This window comes from Micromonospora sp. NPDC093243, from assembly GCF_044753725.1.
In the GTDB taxonomy this organism is placed as follows: domain Bacteria; phylum Actinomycetota; class Actinomycetes; order Mycobacteriales; family Micromonosporaceae; genus Micromonospora.
This window is the reverse complement of record NZ_JBIVNT010000007.1, coordinates 155,277-171,594: the sequence shown is the minus strand read 5'-3', so window position 1 is coordinate 171,594 and position 16,318 is coordinate 155,277. Positions and strand designations below refer to the sequence as shown.

At 69.6% G+C, this 16,318-nt stretch carries 13 protein-coding genes; 6 read left to right on the top strand and 7 right to left on the bottom strand.

The window, feature by feature from the left end; all coding sequences use genetic code 11:
* Positions 1-16: 16 nt before the first annotated feature.
* Positions 17-946 (bottom strand): NAD(+)/NADH kinase, encoded by a 930-nt coding sequence (locus tag ACIP9D_RS24130; RefSeq protein ID WP_350873121.1) that lies wholly within the window; start codon positions 944-946, stop codon positions 17-19.
* Positions 947-1,085: 139 nt separating this feature from the next.
* On the opposite strand from ACIP9D_RS24130, the gene ACIP9D_RS24125 reads away from it, so the two are divergent.
* On the top strand, positions 1,086-2,396 hold the full coding sequence (locus ACIP9D_RS24125) for a hypothetical protein (protein ID WP_350873120.1): 1,311 nt from the start codon (positions 1,086-1,088) through the stop codon (positions 2,394-2,396).
* A 132-nt stretch (positions 2,397-2,528) separates the two neighbouring features.
* On the opposite strand, the gene ACIP9D_RS24120 is transcribed toward ACIP9D_RS24125, so the two are convergent.
* Complete coding sequence (locus ACIP9D_RS24120) at positions 2,529-3,764, bottom strand: hypothetical protein (RefSeq protein ID WP_350873119.1); 1,236 nt, start codon at positions 3,762-3,764, stop codon at positions 2,529-2,531.
* A 146-nt stretch (positions 3,765-3,910) separates the two neighbouring features.
* Positions 3,911-5,185 carry a glycosyltransferase family 4 protein gene (locus ACIP9D_RS24115; protein WP_350873118.1) on the bottom strand — a complete coding sequence of 425 codons (1,275 nt, stop codon included), beginning with the start codon at positions 5,183-5,185 and terminating at the stop codon, positions 3,911-3,913.
* Positions 5,186-5,314: 129 nt separating this feature from the next.
* On the opposite strand from ACIP9D_RS24115, the gene ACIP9D_RS24110 reads away from it, so the two are divergent.
* The 5 genes from ACIP9D_RS24110 to wecB all read left to right on the top strand — a co-directional run bounded on the left by ACIP9D_RS24110 (position 5,315) and on the right by wecB (position 11,486).
* Positions 5,315-6,859, top strand: coding sequence for a hypothetical protein (locus ACIP9D_RS24110; protein ID WP_350873117.1), 1,545 nt, complete (start codon positions 5,315-5,317; stop codon positions 6,857-6,859).
* Positions 6,860-6,971: 112 nt separating this feature from the next.
* Positions 6,972-8,012, top strand: coding sequence for an SDR family NAD(P)-dependent oxidoreductase (locus ACIP9D_RS24105; protein ID WP_350873116.1), 1,041 nt, complete (start codon positions 6,972-6,974; stop codon positions 8,010-8,012).
* Entirely contained in the window at positions 8,006-9,133 is a 1,128-nt protein-coding gene (locus ACIP9D_RS24100) for an NAD-dependent epimerase/dehydratase family protein (protein WP_350873115.1), read from the top strand. The genes ACIP9D_RS24105 and ACIP9D_RS24100 overlap by 7 nt, the downstream gene beginning before the upstream one ends.
* A complete protein-coding gene (locus ACIP9D_RS24095) occupies positions 9,130-10,365 on the top strand; it encodes a glycosyltransferase family 4 protein (RefSeq protein WP_350873114.1) in 1,236 nt (411 codons plus the stop codon). The genes ACIP9D_RS24100 and ACIP9D_RS24095 overlap by 4 nt, the downstream gene beginning before the upstream one ends.
* Positions 10,362-11,486 carry a non-hydrolyzing UDP-N-acetylglucosamine 2-epimerase gene (gene wecB, locus ACIP9D_RS24090; protein ID WP_350873113.1) on the top strand — a complete coding sequence of 375 codons (1,125 nt, stop codon included), beginning with the start codon at positions 10,362-10,364 and terminating at the stop codon, positions 11,484-11,486. Before ACIP9D_RS24095 ends, wecB begins: the two co-directional genes overlap by 4 nt.
* Positions 11,487-11,673: 187 nt before the next feature.
* On the opposite strand, the gene ACIP9D_RS24085 is transcribed toward wecB, so the two are convergent.
* From ACIP9D_RS24085 to ACIP9D_RS24070, 4 genes are all read right to left on the bottom strand, one after another.
* A complete protein-coding gene (locus ACIP9D_RS24085; protein ID WP_350873112.1) occupies positions 11,674-13,548 on the bottom strand; it encodes a polysaccharide biosynthesis protein in 1,875 nt (624 codons plus the stop codon).
* Positions 13,549-13,716: 168 nt separating this feature from the next.
* On the bottom strand, positions 13,717-14,361 hold the full coding sequence (locus ACIP9D_RS24080) for an acetyltransferase (protein WP_350873111.1): 645 nt from the start codon (positions 14,359-14,361) through the stop codon (positions 13,717-13,719).
* Complete coding sequence (locus ACIP9D_RS24075; RefSeq protein ID WP_350873110.1) at positions 14,358-15,533, bottom strand: aminotransferase class I/II-fold pyridoxal phosphate-dependent enzyme; 1,176 nt, start codon at positions 15,531-15,533, stop codon at positions 14,358-14,360. Before ACIP9D_RS24075 ends, ACIP9D_RS24080 begins: the two co-directional genes overlap by 4 nt.
* The gene (locus ACIP9D_RS24070) at positions 15,530-16,201 is read right to left on the bottom strand and encodes a sugar transferase (RefSeq protein ID WP_350873109.1); all 672 of its coding nucleotides are present in this window, start codon (positions 16,199-16,201) and stop codon (positions 15,530-15,532) included. Before ACIP9D_RS24070 ends, ACIP9D_RS24075 begins: the two co-directional genes overlap by 4 nt.
* Positions 16,202-16,318: the final 117 nt, after the last annotated feature.

Sequence of the window (16,318 nt, the reverse complement as noted above, 5' to 3'; positions counted from 1 at the left end):
AGATTTGAACCGCGGCTCAGCGGGGTGGGGGCAGTTCCCGCCGGCTGAGCTGCTCGCGTAACCCCTCCGGCAGCAGCTCGCGTAGCTGTTCGGGGAGCAGCGGCAGGTCCAGCAGGCTGAGTTTCAGCGCGTTACGTTCCTGGTAGCGGCGCGGGTCGAGACGGACCACCAGCCCGGCCTCGCGGCGGAAGCTGACATCCAGGGTCCCCTCGGTCGCCGCCTCCCGGATCACCACGCCGTCCATCTCCACGGCGACCGGCGCGGAGTCCGGCTCCAACTCCAGGCGGATCTTCTCGTCGGGGGAGAGCACCACCGAGCGGGAGATGCCCGCCATCGGCGCGGACGGGGTGACCACCACCGCCTGCGCCGCCGGGGAGACCAGCGGGCCGCCGGCGGCATAGCTGTACGCGGTCGAGCCGGTCGGGGTGCTGATCACCAGCGCGTCGCAGCGGTAGTAGCCGTAGCGCTGCCCGTTCACCGCCAGGGTGGCGTTGACGAAGCCGCCACCGGGATGGCGGACCAGCGCGACGTCGTTGAAGGCCACGATGTTGTCGCCGCACACGTCGCAGACCAGGCAGCTGTGCGCCTCCACGGTGAAGTCGTGGTTGCTCAGCCGGTCCAGGGCCGCGGGCAGCTCCGGCGGCTCCACCTCGACCAGGAAGCCGAGCCGACCCAGGTGTACGCCGAGCACCGGCTTGGGGTCACGGACCACCAGCCGGAGCGCGCCGAGCATGGTGCCGTCCCCGCCGATGCTGATCAACGCGCTGACCCGGCGGGGCAGCTCGTCCTCGGGTAGCGCCTCGACACTCGCCGGCACCCGGTGCCGGTCCGCCGAGCGCACGGCGAGGCCCTTGCGGTGCCGAGCGGCCCAGTCGGCGATGATCCCGACGATCTCGGTGACGTCCCGCGTCGGGTGCAGCACCAGCCCGAGCAGGGTGCGGTTCATGTCTACCCCCGGGCTTGAACGATTCGACCTCGTAACTGGCATTTTGTCGCATCGTTGAAAGGGTTGCTGATGAACGAGCGGGCTGGTGGAGTCAGCTCTGCTCCCTAGGGGTGGCAGCGGAGCCGGGAGGCGATTCAACGTGCGTGCGCTGATAGAGCGCGGGTGGCTGTTCGCGGAGCGCCGCAGGCGGCTCGAGCGGAAGATCGCCCTCTACAACGAGCCATTGTCCCGCGCCGAGATCGAGCGGATCCAGGTCGAACGCTTCAACAAGATCTGGGCGTACTGCTTGACCCGGGTGCCGTTCTACCAGTCGTGGCGGAAGGAGCACGGTCTGCCCACCGGCATCTCTCGGCCGTCGGATCTCCGCCACTTCCCGACCCTGGACAAGGATCTGCTGATAAGCCGCTCTGCCGAGGTCTTCGCAGGAGGTTCGTCGAAGCAGGCTTACAGCACCGGAGGGAGCACCGGCCAGCCCACCCGGTTCCCTCGGGGGCCGGGCGAGTCGACCGATCGGTGGGCGAACAACTACCTCGGGCGGGCTTGGCGGGGAGTTCGGCCGTTCGAGCCACAGATCCTGCTCTGGGGGCACTCGCACCTGTTCGGCGACGGGATACGTAGCCGGATCGCTCGGGTGCAGCGTGGTGCTGCCGACCGACTGGTGAACATCACTCGGCTGAACGCCTACGACCTCAGCGATCCCGCGCTTCGAGGACACTACGAGGCGATCCGGTCCCGCCGTCCCGTGTTGCTTGTCGGATACACCTCGGCAATATTCAAAGTCGCCCGCTACATCGAGCGCAACAGGCTGCACCTCGGTGACATGAGTCAGCTGCGGGCGGTGATCCTCACCGCGGAGACGGCCAGCGACGCGGACATCGCGATGATCGAGCGGGTCTTCGGAGCAAGTGCGGTCATCGAGTACGGCGCCGCGGAGACCGGCCTGGTGGCAATGTCCCGTGATCAGGCACGACCCATCCAGGTGATCTGGGACAGCTTCATCTGCCTCGTCGCCGATGACAGTTCGCTCGCGGTCACCACCCTCGACGACCGCTTGTTTCCGCTGGTCAACTACTCCATCGGGGATCGGGTCGAGTCAGCTGATGCCGTCGACGGCAACGCCCTCGAGTTCCGCTCGGTCCTCGGCCGACGGCAGGAGATCGTCCAAGTCGCCTCGGCGCACGGGACGCTCGACCTATCACCGATCCTGCCGGTGCACATCCTCAAGACCTACCCGGGAATCGTCGGCGTCCAGTTCCGCCAGGAGCGACCTGACGCGCTGCACATCTATGTACAGGCCGACCACGAGCTTGATCTGGGCGCGGTGAGCCTGTACTTCGCGCGGGAGTTGAGGAAGGACCATCCCGATCTTCGCGCCGACTCGATCACGTTCCACCAGGTCGCCGACCAGGCCCGCACCCGTGCCGGTAAGCACGCCCTGTTCGTGTCCTGATCCGAGGGAGCACCTTCCAGCACGACCGCCACGACAACGCCGACGAACCCGAGCGGCACCGAACGCACCGTGGGCGACGGAGCCCCTCGTTCCTGCCGCCATGGTGTCCGCTCGATTTCCTGCCTGCCGACCTCACCTGTCGATCAGATGGGCGGGCGGTGCCGGCTGACGTTGCTGATCCGAAGTGACCGCCCTGGGCCGGTGGGACCCACGCCTGCGGTATCGACGCGTCACCGCGGCCAGCAGGAGGACCCCGGCGACCAGCATCTCCGCGACGGCCGTCGCGCCAGCGGCGCCAGTCGGGCCGAGCGTCGCCGCCTGGATGAGCAGTGCGCCGCCCAGGAGTAGACCGATCAAGAGAGCTAGACGGGTCGCGGCGCCGTATTTCCCGTCGCCGATGCGGTTGAGCGTGAAGGCGCGGTTCATGGTGGTGAACGGGAGGGCGAGCGCCAGCAGTTGCAGCCAGAGTGCCGACCCGGGGATCGGCAGCGCAAGCAGACTCGTCGTGAGCCATGGCGCGGTGGCGATGACACCAGCGGCGATGACGGTCGCACCGATGACGGCGATTGTCTCGCTCTCGCGGCCAACCGCTTCGGTGGGCCCGAGGTTGTGTCGTCGTCGGGTCCGAATCGCCATGGGCACCCGGAGTCCGCTGAATGTGACGGCGACCAGCGCCTGGTAGATATTGACCAGGGCACCGAAACAGCCCACGACCTGAGGGCTCGCGACCAGGGAGAGAGCGACCGTGCTGGCTCGGCCGTTGAACGCCTCGGCGAGGCTGTAGGTGAACAGTGGCCGGCTCAACCGGAAGGCGCGTCCGGCGGCCCGCAACGACAGTCCACTCCACATGGGAGGTGCGGCGGTCGGCCCCCGGCAGGCCAGGATCTCCGTGGTGAGCAGGTAGGTGGCGGCGCCAACCAGCAGCGCGGTGGTCAGCGGCGTGCCGGCGACCAGCAGCACCATGGAAAGGAGTCGGGTGGCGGTTATCGCTGCGGAAGCCGCGATGAAGCGCATCTGCCGCGCGAGGTCACCGAAGCGCAGGTCGGCGAGGCTGTTGAAGATCATTACTCCGCCAGCGCTGATCAGGGCCGACAAGCCGTATCCCTCGTCGACATAGAACGCGGCGATCAGCAGGGTGGCGGTGGCCATAGCCGGTACCGCCACCAATAGCCGCTGGCTGTGGGCCGCGCGACGTTCCTCGTCATTTCCGGACACGTACAGCAAGGATGATCCGCCCATGACCAGGTTCGCCACCCAGGTCAGCGCGGCCGTCATGACGCTGTAGGCCGCGATCTCGGCGGTCTGGCCCTGCCGCGCGCTGTACGCGAGTATTCCGGCGTTCAACAGCCCGCTCACCAGGCTGGACACCGACGCCACGATGGTGTTGGACCGTACCCCCGCCCGGCGGCTTCCATGGGACCGGACAGACTCGGTGGGCTCGGAGAGCCCCTGATCCGGAGTCAACCGTTCCTTCAATCGTGGTCCTTTCACGGCGGCGCGGCACCGGCCGCCGTTCAGCGATCGTCGACGACGGTCAACCTGATCCGGTCGAGGATGTTCGGCCCCGCGGACTCGGCCCGCCAGGACCGATAGGCCTGCCCCGCCGCGCGGCGAGCCTCGATTCGTTCCCCCGGCGTATGCCGGGCGAACTGGTCTATCTGGCGGGCCAGGGTCGCCGCCGTGACATCGCTCAGGACGGCTCCACCGCCCTCTTGGAGCACCGGGCTCCAGGGTGTCTGGTCTGAGCAGATGACCGGGCACGACGCGGAGAGGCTCTCGGCGATGACGTGGCCGAAGTTCTCTCCCTGGGTCGGGAAGACGAACAGGTCGTACCGCGCGAAGGTGGACCGAACCTCGTGGGGTGCGAGTTCCCCCCGGTAGGAGAACGTCACGGATTCTGGCAACCGCTGGGCAAGACGCTGGCATTCGGCCCAGTACGATGTGTCCTCAAGCGGACCGTAGACATCGAACACGACCGGCCGCGTCACCAGTGCGAGCGCCTCGATCACCGTCGACAGGTTTTTGATCGGGCTGATGCGACCGATGAATACGAGCCGTGGGGGCCCGTCGATATCGTTCGGTGGGATGGGCTCCGGCGGAAGTGACACCTCGTTGCGGCGGATCTCGACCCGGGCCCACGGGAAGACGTTTCGGATCAGCTGCGCTTCGTGCGGGCTGGTTGCGTGCCAACGCACTCCGAGTCGTTTGAGAATGGGTCGCCAAACGCGCAGGAACAATTTCTTCTTCCGGCTCTTGACGCCGAGCGCGCTCGCCGCCACTTCGCCTCTCGGAGCGACGACTATCCGTTGGACCCGGATGATGCGCGCGTGCGCCGCCAGAATCGGCAGAATCGACGACGTCGCCCAGAGGCTGTTGACGTAGAGAAGGTCGAATCTGGTCGACCGGAGCATCTTCAGCAACCCGTACCACTGGCGGAGACGACGTGTGTCGAGGTAGTAGATCCGTGCCTGGCCCCGTTGCGTCCAGCGACCAGAGAGCCCGGGATACGCCTCTGTCGAGCCGAGGTCGCGATCCCTCGTCACCATGGTCACCTTGATCGCCGGCGATACGACGTCGAGTAGTTGGGCGACGGATCGAACTGGGCCTCCGGCGCGGAATCCCGGTTCGAAGAAGTCGCATGTCAGCAGCACGGAGTAGGGCCGTACGGGGGTCGATTCCGCGGGCTGTGCGATGTCTCGCCGGTCGTGCACCGTCGGGAGGAGATCATGAATTCCATTCGCGGCTGCTGGGGTGCTGGTTTCGCGCAGCACGTCGAAGGTTTCAGCCACGCTCGGCTAACGATGGTGGTGTGAATCGGTGACGCCGGGGGGATCAGCGCGAAGTGGCGTCGCGAAGACCGGCCCGAAATTCGTGAGAGAAGCGCCCGAGTTAGATGTCCGAATATATGCTCCGCTCTCATGGACTCATTGGCAGGGGCGCGGGCGATGGCAGACGGGGATCGAGGCGCACGGCCGCGTCATGCGCGCGGGGTGCCCGACGATCGCGCGCGGACTCCGACCAGCGGTCTCTGGCGCTGCTTCGCCGGGCTCGCCTGGCTCGGGTTGGGCGTGGCGTGCCTGCTCTTCGAGCGGAACATCCCGACCGACTGGGGCAGGGACGGAAATCTCGCGATGAGCCTGCTGGCGACCCTCTTCGGCGCGTGGGTCTTCTGGCGCGACGGTGGTCGCCGGATCACGGCGGTCGGGCTCTACAACCTCGCCTTCGCCTTCTTCGTCGGGTTCAGCGGGCTCTATCAAACGGTGAAGGCATGGACGGTCGATCCCGGCATCCCGCTCTTCACCGCCGTCGCCATCTGCTACTTCGCTCAGGTGGTGACATGGTTGTTGTTCTGGAGCGGCAGCGCGCCGCACCGGCTGACGACGAGTGCCGGGCAGGCGGACGGAAAGACGGCTGGGTGGGCGGTGAAGTGTGGCTTGCTCCTGCTGGTGCTCGCGGTGGCCACGGCGATGGTCGCACCCGATGCGCTGCCAGTGGCCAATCCGGTCGGCTTTGTCGGTGTCGTCCTCCTGGCCGTGGGGCTGTTGCGGGGGCCGTTGGCCCGCCACACGTTCCTCTGGGGAGTGGTTCTCCTCATCGCCTTCGCGCTCTACTTCACCTACCTCTTCAACGGCTTCGGACGGATCGTGGTCGGTACGCTGGCGCTCGCGCTGCTGGTGATATCGGCCCACCGTGATCAGCGGCCGTACACGAAGCTCCTCATCCTTGGTGGAGCGGCACCGGCGCTGCTGTTCCTCGCCGGACTCCGTGCCACCGGTTCACAGGGCTCACCGTTGATGGCCGACCAGGATGGATTCGGGTCCGCGATCAGTCCGCTTCACTCGTTCGCCCAGCTCCTGCGTTTGAACGAGGTAGGGCTGCTGCCGCGGGGCTGGGGGGAGACGTTTGCCAACGCGGCCGTCGGCCTGGTGCCCCGCGCGCTGTGGGAGGGCAAGCCGGTCGGCTTCGGTGCGGACCTCGTCACGTTTCTGTCGCCCGAACTGGTCGGCACGGGGCACTCCGCGGCAGCGCTTGCGCACGGTGAGTGGTTGTACAACTTCGGCCTGCTGGGGCTCGGGTTGATGATCCCGGCGATCGGCCTCGCTGTCAGGTTCATCGACAGGCTTCTGGCCTGGGCGTCGTCGAGTCCGTTGACGACGCCGTATGCCGTGGGCGCTTACGCCGGTGCGATCGTCACCGCGGTCGGTCTGTTCGATTTCTTGTGGGTAGGCAGCTTCACCTACGTCGTCCGTGGCGGTGGCCGTCTGCTGGTGCTCGCCGCGGTGATCCTGCTGATCGGCTGGCGGGTTTCCGGGCCGGCGGCGCCGAGCCACCTGGTTGGCCGCAACCGGCCGCACGCCGCCCGACGTTCGCGGCCGTTCACGGCGGTGTCCGGTCCGATCGGCCGGCCGACTGGGCGCACGTTGGCGAAGTCGGGATCCGGACCAAACAACTTATTCCGTTAAGCCCGTTCTGGGCGTTTCTCCACCTGGGTACCGCTCGTTGCGGCAGTTGTGGCCGCATCACGGCCCCGACCAGCAGGGCCTACGCGAGCCACCATGAACGAACGGAGCGTCAGTGAGTTACTTGACCACCGGACGCCGGGTGCTCATCACCGGCGGTACGGGTTCCTTCGGCCAGACCATGGTGCGCCGCCTCCTCGACCGGGGGGTCGGTGAAGTACGGGTGCTCAGCCGGGACGAGGCCAAGCAGGACGCCATGCGTCGGCTGCTCGGCGACGAGCGGGTCCGCTACTACGTCGGCGACGTGCGGGACTACGACTCGGTGCTCAAGGCCAGCCGAGGCATCGACTACATCTTCCACGCCGCCGCTCTCAAGCAGGTGCCCTCGTGCGAGTTCTTTCCGCTCGAGGCGGTCCGGACGAACGTGCTGGGCAGCAGCAATGTCGTCGAGGCCGCGGAGCGAAACGGGGTCGGCTCGGTGGTGGTGCTCAGCACCGACAAGGCCGTCTATCCGGTGAACGCGATGGGCATGAGCAAGGCGATGATGGAGAAGGTCGCCCAGGCGCACGCCCGGAACAACCCGAACAGCGCCACCACGGTCTCCTGCGTCCGGTACGGCAACGTCATGTACTCGCGCGGTTCGGTGATCCCGCTCTTCATCGAGCAGATCAAGGCGGGTCGGGCGCCCACGGTGACCGACCCGGGGATGACCCGTTTCCTGATGTCGCTGGCCGACTCGGTCGAGCTGGTCGAGCACGCCTTCCAGCACGCCCGACCCGGTGACATCTTCATCCGCAAGGCCGCCGCCTGCACCGTCGGTGACCTGGCCGAGGCGGTCTGCCAGCTCTTCGACGTGCCCGCCAAGCTCGACGTGATCGGCGTACGGCACGGCGAGAAGCAGGACGAGACGCTGGCCAGCCGGGAGGAACTCGCCCAGGCCGAGGACTTCGGCGACTTCCTCCGGGTGCCACTCGACGGCCGCAACCTCAACTACGCGCTCTACGTCTCCGAGGGTGACCTCGGCGGCGGGCCGGCCGAGGACTTCAACTCGGCGAACGCGCCGCGGCTCGGCGTACCCGAGATCATCGAGCTGTTGAAGACGCTGCCCGAGGTCCGCGCTGAGCTGGCCCTGCGGGACCCGGTGCTGGCGTGCTGAAGCTGGCCGTCACAGGGGCCGGCGGGTTCCTCGGCTGGCACGTCCGGGTGCTGCTGCGTGCGCTCGGCTGGCCGGAGCCGACCGTGCTCACGCGCGCCGACCTCGCCGACCCCGGCATGATCGCCGCGAAGGTGGCCGGGGTCGACCGGGTGCTGCACCTGGCCGGTGTGAACCGGGGGGAGCCGGCGGACGTAGCCGCCGGAAACGTGCAGCTCGCCGCGCAGCTCGCCGCCGGGCTCAAGCACTGCGCGAACCCGCCGGCTCGGGTGGTCTACGCCAACTCGGTGCAGGCCGGCAACGGCACCTCGTACGGCGACGCCAAGGCCACCGCCGCCCGGGTGCTGGCGGACACCGGCGTCGACCTCGACGACGTGTTGCTGCCGAACCTGTACGGCGAACACGGTCGGCCCTACTACAACTCGGCGGTGGCGACCTTCTGTCGGTTGCTGGCCGAGGGTGGGCGGCCAGAGGTGCACGCCGACCGGGAGCTGAGCCTGGTGCACGTGACCGACGCCGCCGCCCGGCTCATCGGCATGCCCTTGGGCGGGTCGTGGGACCCGGCCATGCCGGCGCTGCGGATCGGTGTCCAGGCCCTGGCCGACCGGCTCGCCGGGATGGCCGCTACGTACCGGACGGGGGAGATCCCGCCCCTGCTGGAGCGGCACGACGTGCGGCTGTTCAACACCTACCGGTCGCACTGCTTTCCGGCGCACTATCCGCTGGCGTTGCCCCGCCGGGCGGACGCCCGCGGTGAGCTGGTCGAGACGGTCAAGGCGCACGGCGGCGCCGGCCAGACCTTCTGCTCCAGCACGGTTCCCGGGATCACCCGCGGCGAGCACTTCCACCTGGCGAAGGTGGAGCGGTTCGTGGTGTTGCGCGGCTCGGCCGAGATCAGCCTGCGCCGGGTGGGCGATGCCGAGGTGGTGCGCTTTCCGGTGAACGGCGACGAGCCGGTGCTGGTGGACATGCCCACGATGTGGGTGCACAAGCTGGTGAACACCGGGCCGGACGAGCTGGTGACGATGTTCTGGACCAACGAGCTCTTCGACCCGGATCGGCCGGACACCTGGCCTGAGCCGGTGGAGGCGGCCCGGCCGGCGCCGGTGGCGGTCGGCGCGTGAAGATCGGTCTGGTCAGCCAGTGGTATCCCCCGGAGGGGGTCTTCATTCCGGGCAACCTCGCCGACCAACTGGCCGACCGCGGTCACGAGGTCCGGGTGCTCACCACCTTCCCCAGCTACCCGCACGGCCGGATCTTTCCCGGCTGGCGGCAACGCTGGCGGCACCAGGAGAGCGACGGGCCGGTCGAGATCCGGCGGGTGCCCGCCTATCCCAGTCATGACACCTCGGCCGCGCGGCGGGCCGTGAGCCACCTCTCCTTCGGCGCCAGCAGCGCGGCCGGGGTGCGGTGGCTCGCCGGCGTCGACGTCACGTACGTCTACCACCCGCCACCCACCTCCATCGCCGCCGCGGCGCTGCTGCACGCCGTCCGGCGGACGCCGATCGTGCTGCACGTCCAGGACCTGTGGCCCGAGTCGGTGGTGCACTCGGGCATGGCGCCCCCGGGACGCAAGGGGCGCGCCCTGGCGAGTGCGCTCGGCGAGCTGATGCGCCGCACGTACCGGATGGCGGACGCGGTTGTGGCGATCTCGCCCGCGATGGCCGAGCAGGTCGTGGCGCGCGGCGCCGACCCGGCCCGGGTACGGGTGGTCTGGAACTGGACCGACGACGCGCTGTTCCGTCCGGTGCCGGCCACCGCAGCGGCCCGCGCGGTGCTCGGTCATCGCGGGCGCCCCACCGTGATGTTCGCCGGCAACATCGGTCTGCTGCAGGGCATCGAGACGGCCGTACGGGCCGCGGCTGCGGTCCGGGATCAGGTCGACGTCGTGCTGGTCGGCTCGGGCGCCGGCGAGGACGCTGCCCGCCGGCTCGCCGCCGAGCTGGGCGCCGACAATGTACGGTTCGTCGGCCGGCGTCCGGCCGAGCAGATGGCCGATCTGTACGCCGCCGCGGAGTGGCAACTGATCTGCCTGCGCGACGTGCCGGCCCTGCGCGCCGCTGTCCCGTCGAAGCTGCAGGCCGCGCTGGCCTGTGGCGTGCCGGTGATCGCGTCGGTGGCGGGCGACACCGCGAGCCTGGTCCGGTCGACCGGAGTCGGCCTCGTCTGCCCGCCCGAGGACTGGCAGGCCCTCGCCGACCGGTTCGCGGAGGCGGCCGCCCAGCCGACCTTCGCCCGGGAGGAGATGGGCCGCCGGGCTCGACAGGTCTATCAGGAGCGGATGTCGCTGCGCGCGGGCGTCGACCAGTTCGAGGACATCTTGGCCAAGGTGGCAGCAGAGAGAGGACGGGCATGACCCGGATCATGACGGTGGTCGGCACCCGACCCGAGATCATCCGGCTCTCCCGGGTGATCGCCCGGCTCGATGACACGCTGGACCACGTCCTGGTGCACACGGGACAGAACTGGGACAGCACCCTTTCCGACGTCTTCTTCACCGAGCTGCGGCTGCGCCAGCCGGACCGCTTCCTGCGGGTCGACACCTCCTCGCTCGGCCGGGTGTTGGGCGGCGTGCTGGTCGGCATGGAGGCGGCGATCGCCGAGCTGCGGCCGGACGCGCTGCTGGTGCTCGGCGACACCAACAGCTGTATCGCGGCTCTGATGGCCCGGCGGATGCGCGTGCCGGTCTACCACATGGAGGCCGGCAACCGGTGTTTCGACCTCAACGTGCCGGAGGAGACCAACCGCCGGCTGGTCGACCACGTCGCCGACTTCAACCTGGTCTACACCGAGCATGCCCGGCGCAACCTGCTGGCCGAAGGGCTGCACCCCCGCCGGATCCTGCACACCGGCTCGCCGATGCGGGAGGTGCTGGAGCACTACCGTGCCGAGATAACCGCGTCGCCGATCCTGCGGCAGCTCGAACTCGAACCGGGGCGCTACTTCATGGTCAGCGCGCACCGCGAGGAGAACGTGGACCAGCCGGCCCGGCTGCGGCAGCTGCTGGACTGCCTCCGGGCGGTCCACGACCGCTGGGGCTACCCGGTGCTGGTCTCCACCCACCCCCGCACGCGTAAGCGGCTGGAGGCGTTGGCACCGGACGCCGCCGCTCTGGAGGGGATCGCCTTCCACGAGCCGTTTGGCCTGATCGACTACGTCCACCTGCAGACGAAGGCGTACTGCACGCTGTCGGACAGCGGGACGATCAGCGAAGAAGCGGCCATCCTCGGTTTCCCCGCGGTCACCCTGCGGGAGTCGATCGAGCGGCCGGAGGCGCTGGACGCCGGCGGCATCATCATGACCGGGCTGGACCCGGCGGGCGTGGTCGAGGCCGTCCAGGTCACCGTGGACCAGGTCGCCGCGCAGGGCGTGCCCTGTCCGGTCGACTACCAGGTCCCGGACACCTCCCGACGGGTGGTCGACTTCATCCTCTCCACCGTCCGCCGGCACCACGACTGGGCGGGCATCCGCCGCTGATCCGCGTCGAACGAGGCCGGCGACCGCAACCGCGATCGTCGGCCTCGGCGTCTCTCCGACGCCGGTCCCGCTCATCGGTCGGGAACGGGATGACTGCCTGGCTCCCGGGCCGAGCAGCACGGCGTAAGGGGGCACCGCATGCGATGCCCCCTTGCCGAATGCTCCGCCCCTGCGGGGAGCGGGTGGGTCAGCGCGACGACAGTGGCACGCCCAGGGGACCGTGCAGCATCGGCCCGATCGGCTGGGCGGAGAGCAGCGCGAGCTGTTCGACGACCTTCGCCGGATCCTCGTACGGGTCGAGCCCGCTGGCCTCCATCGGGTCGAGCGCCGGCACGGCCACGTGGGACACCAGGGGGTGGAACGGCCGGGTGTCGATCTCACCGGTGCCGAGCAGGTCCTCGTGCAGCTTCTCGCCGGGCCGTAGGCCGGTGTAGACGATCGGCACGGAGCTGGACGCGTGCTCGGCCATCTGGCGGGCCAGGTCGGCGATGCGGACGGGCTCGCCCATGTCGAGCACCAGAGCCTCTCCGTCGCGCCCGATCTCGGCGGCCTGGAGCACCAGGTGGACGGCCTCCTGGACGGTCATCAGGTAGCGGGTGACCTCCGGATGGGTGACGGTCAGCGGCTTGCCGTCCTCGATCTGACGCTGGAACGCCGTCACCACCGAGCCGCGGCTGCTCAGCACGTTGCCGAACCGGACACTGAGGAAGGTCCCGGGGAACCGGGATGCGGCGTGCGCGGTCAACCGTTCGGTGATCCGCTTCGAGTAGCCGAGAACGCTGATCGGGTCGGCTGCCTTGTCGGTGGAGATGTTGACGAACTTGGCCACGTCCTGGCAGGCGTCCAGCACCGACAGGGTGCCCCAGACGTTCGTCTTGACCGCCTCGCCCGGGTGTCGTTGCAGCAGGGTCAGGTGCTTCAGCGCCGCGGCGTGGAAAATGATCTCCGGGCGGCGCTCCCGGATGATCCGGCGGATCTCCTCGTCGTCTCGTAGGTCGGCGAGGATCAGCTCGGGACCGTCCAGCAGGGCCCGTCCGGCGAGCGACATCTGCAGGCTGTGCAGGGCGGACTCGTCCCGGTCCAGCATCATCAGCTCACCCGGGTCCGCCTTCATCACCTGGCGGCAGAGTTCGGAGCCGATGGAGCCGCCGGCGCCGGTGATGAGGATCCGTCGGCCGGTCAGGCTGTTCGTGCTCAGCGGCAGGTCGCCGACCACCTGGCGACGGCCGAGCAGGTCGCTGATCTGCACGTCACGGACGTCGGTGACGGTGATCCGATGATCGACGAGGTCCCGGACCGGGGGCAGCACCTTGAACGCCGCGCCGGCCTGGAGCGTCGCCTCGCGGATCTCGCGGATCAGCGCGGCGTCGGCGTTCGCCACCGAGAAGATGACCGTGCTCGCGGCGGTGCGACGGACCGAGGCGGCCACGTCGTGCCGTCCGCCGAGCACGCGTACCCTGCCGATGCGCAGGTCACGCTTGTCCGGGTCGTCGTCGAGCGCGCCGACCGGCAGGTACCGGCCGCGCGGGTCGCTCAGCATGGCGCGCAGCAGCCCCTGGCCGGCGTCACCCATCCCGAACAGCAGCACGGGCGTGGACGACCGGACGTCGGGCCGCATGGCGAGATCGTGCCGGTGCCGGTACGCGAACCGGGCGCCGAGCATGAACAGCAGGGCCAGCGCGCCGCCGACCAGTGGGGTGCTTGCCGGTACCGGCCGGTCGCCGGAGGGCAGCAGGCCGAGCAGGACGATCGCCGCCGTCATGATGGTGGTACCGGCGACGCCCTGGACCTCCTGCAGGCTGCCCAGTGGGTGCCGCCCGGAGTAGAGGCGACGCAGCGCCGCCACCGCCACGTGCACGATCGCCGCGACCGCGCCGATCGCCGCGGCCCGGCCCAACTGGCCGGGGGGAAGCTGGAACTCGAACCGGGTCCACACGGCGGCGACGAAACCGCCGATCCAGGCGGTGGTGTCGGTGGCGAGGAAGCCGGTGGTGCGGCGACGGGCCCTGGCCCGTCGCGTCCGCCGGTCCGCGTGTGCCGTCATCTCGGGGTGCTGCGGCATGTATTGGCTCCCTGTTCCGTCTTTCGACCACTCCCGCCGCACGGCAGAAGGAGCTCTACGCTCTTTGTCCTTGTTACAGGCTCTTACGGCATCGTTGGGCGTTTTCGGGTTGGATGAGTCGAATATCCTGCCTGTCCCGGTTGGTGCGGACGGGCTGCCCGGCGTCCGTCAACGGGCCGGTACGCCCTTGACGACCACCTGATCGGGCACATCCCGAACGACGCAGGCACCGGCGCCGACGGTGCTGTCGCGCCCGATCCGCAAGCCCTGGAGGACGGCCGCGGTGGTGCCGATGAGGACACCCTCGGCGAGGTGACAGTCACCGGAGACGGCGGCGAGCGGATTGACCGAGACGTAGTCGGCGAGGGTGCTGTCGTGGCCGACCGTGGCGTTCTGGTTGAGATGTACGTGCCGGCCGAGGGTGACGTTCGTGGTGACCCGGGCCCCCGCGAAGGCCACGAACCCCGGCCCGTGCTCCGTGTCCGGCCCGATCGTGGCGTCCGGGTGGACCAGGCTCGCCGCCGGGACGCCGTACCCGTCGGTTCGCCGCCCGACCGCTCGACGAATCCGCGGGTCTCCGATGCCGACGACGTGGTGCACGCCCGGCGGGGCGTCGCGCAACCAGGCCACGTCGCCGAGGTACGGCACGTCGAGTCGCTGCAGCCGCTTGAGGTTCTCCTCGGTGGGTCGGTCGTCGACGACACCGAGCAGCTGCCAGAGCGGCTGTGGCGCGGCCCCGTTGACCGCCCGGGCGATGGTCAGCACCTCCCGGCCGTGTCCACCGCAGCCGACCACCACAAGCCCCGTGGTCACGCTGCCGGGCCCCCCGCCCGGAGGGTGAGGAACTCGTCGATCGCGGCGAGCACCCGGCCGACCTGGGGCTCGCTCAGCGCGCTTCCGCTGGGCAGGGTGAGCCCGTCGGCGAACAGCCGCTCCGCGGCGCCGGTGAGCAGGCTCTCGGCTCCGGCGTGGACGGGTTGCAGGTGCATCGGTTTCCACACCGGTCTGGTCTCGATGTCCCGCTCGGTCAGGTGGGCTGCGAGGTCGTCCGCCCGCCAGCCGCACCGCTCCGGCTCGACGGTGATGACGGTGAGCCAACAGTTCGACCCGGTGTCCTCCGCGCCGAGCAGCCGCACACCCGGCACCGGAGCGAAGAGCTTGGCGTAGCGGTCGCGCAACTGGCGGCGTCGGGCGATCATGCCGTCCAGCCGTACCAGCTGGGCCCGGCCCAGTGCGGCCAGCAGGTTGCTGAGCCGGTAGTTGTAGCCGGTCTCGCGGTGTTCGTAGTGCGGCGTCGGCTCCCGGGCCTGGGTGGAGAGGTGGCGGGCCCGAGCCAGCAGAGCGACGTCGTCCGAGACGAGCATCCCGCCACCGGAGGTGGTCATGATCTTGTTGCCGTTGAAGGAGAGCGCGGCGACGCGCCCGAAGGAGCCGGCGGCGCGTCCCCGGTAGCTGGCACCGAGTGCCTCCGCGGCATCCTCCACCAACGGAACTTCGGCGTCGACGCAGACCGGTACCAGGGCGTCGTAGTCGGCGCAGCTGCCGAACATGTCTACCGGGACGACCGCGCCGACCCGCTCGCCGCGCGCTCGCAGCCGCTGGATCAGCGCGGCCACGAGCTGCACGTCCACGTTGCCGGTCTGGGGGTCGCAGTCGACGAAGACCGGTCGCGCGCCGATGTAGCGGACCGCGTTGGCGGTGGCGACGAAGGTGAGTGTGGGCACGAGGACCACGTCGCCGGGTCCGACCCCGACGCCGAGCAGAGCGAGGTGCAGGGCGGCGGTGCCGGAGCTGACCGCCAAAGCCCCCGTGGTGCCGACCCGCTCCGCTATCTCGCGTTCGAACGCCTGCAGGTCCGGGCCGGCTGGCGCCACCCAGCCCGAGCGGAGCGCGGCGATCAGGTACGACTCCTCGAGCGGACCGACGTCGGGCGGGGAGAGCAGGACTCGCCGACTCGCCGCTCCGGCCCCCTGCAAGGTCGTCACGCCGGGGTCCGATCCCGCTGCGGCAGTGCCGGGCGGTGCGGCGTACCCAGGAACTCCGGAGCGGTGGCCGACCCCGTCGCGTTGATCCCGTCGCGGCGCAGCACGGTACGCACGGTCGCGAGGAGGATCGACAGGTCGAGGCGGGGGCTGCAGCTGTCCACGTACCGCACGTCGAGGTCCAGCTTCTCCTCCCAGCTCAGACTGTTGCGCCCGCGCACCTGGGCCAGCCCGGTGACGCCGGGTCGTACCTCGTGCCTGCGGGCCTGCCAGGGCGAGTAGCGATCGAGGTACTCGGGCAGCAGCGGGCGGGGGCCCACCAGGCTCATGTCGCCGCGCAGCACGTTCCAGAGCGTGGGCAGCTCGTCGAGGCTGGTGGCGCGCAGCCAGCGCCCGAGTGGAGTCAGTCGAGCGTCGTCGCCGACCAGGCCCCGGCTGGGGTTGGGCGGCCGCATGGTGCGGAACTTGACCACCTCGAAGGGCTGGCCGTGCAGGCCGATGCGGCACTGGCGGAACAGCACCGGGCGGCCGAGGCCCACGGCGACCAGGACCGCGACCACCGCCAGCACCGGCGAGACGAGCACCAGCAGTACGACCGCCACCGTGACGTCGACGATCCGCTTACCCCGATCGGGGCGGATCGGCCGTGGGGGGCGACCGGGGGTGTTCACGAGACCACCAGGCAGCGGCACCTTCCGACCTCCGAGGTAATGCGACAAAAAGTTCTTTAAGTGTTTTAGCAGGCATAGACGCCGCAGCGACTCCGAATGCTCACAGTCGGGCTGCTT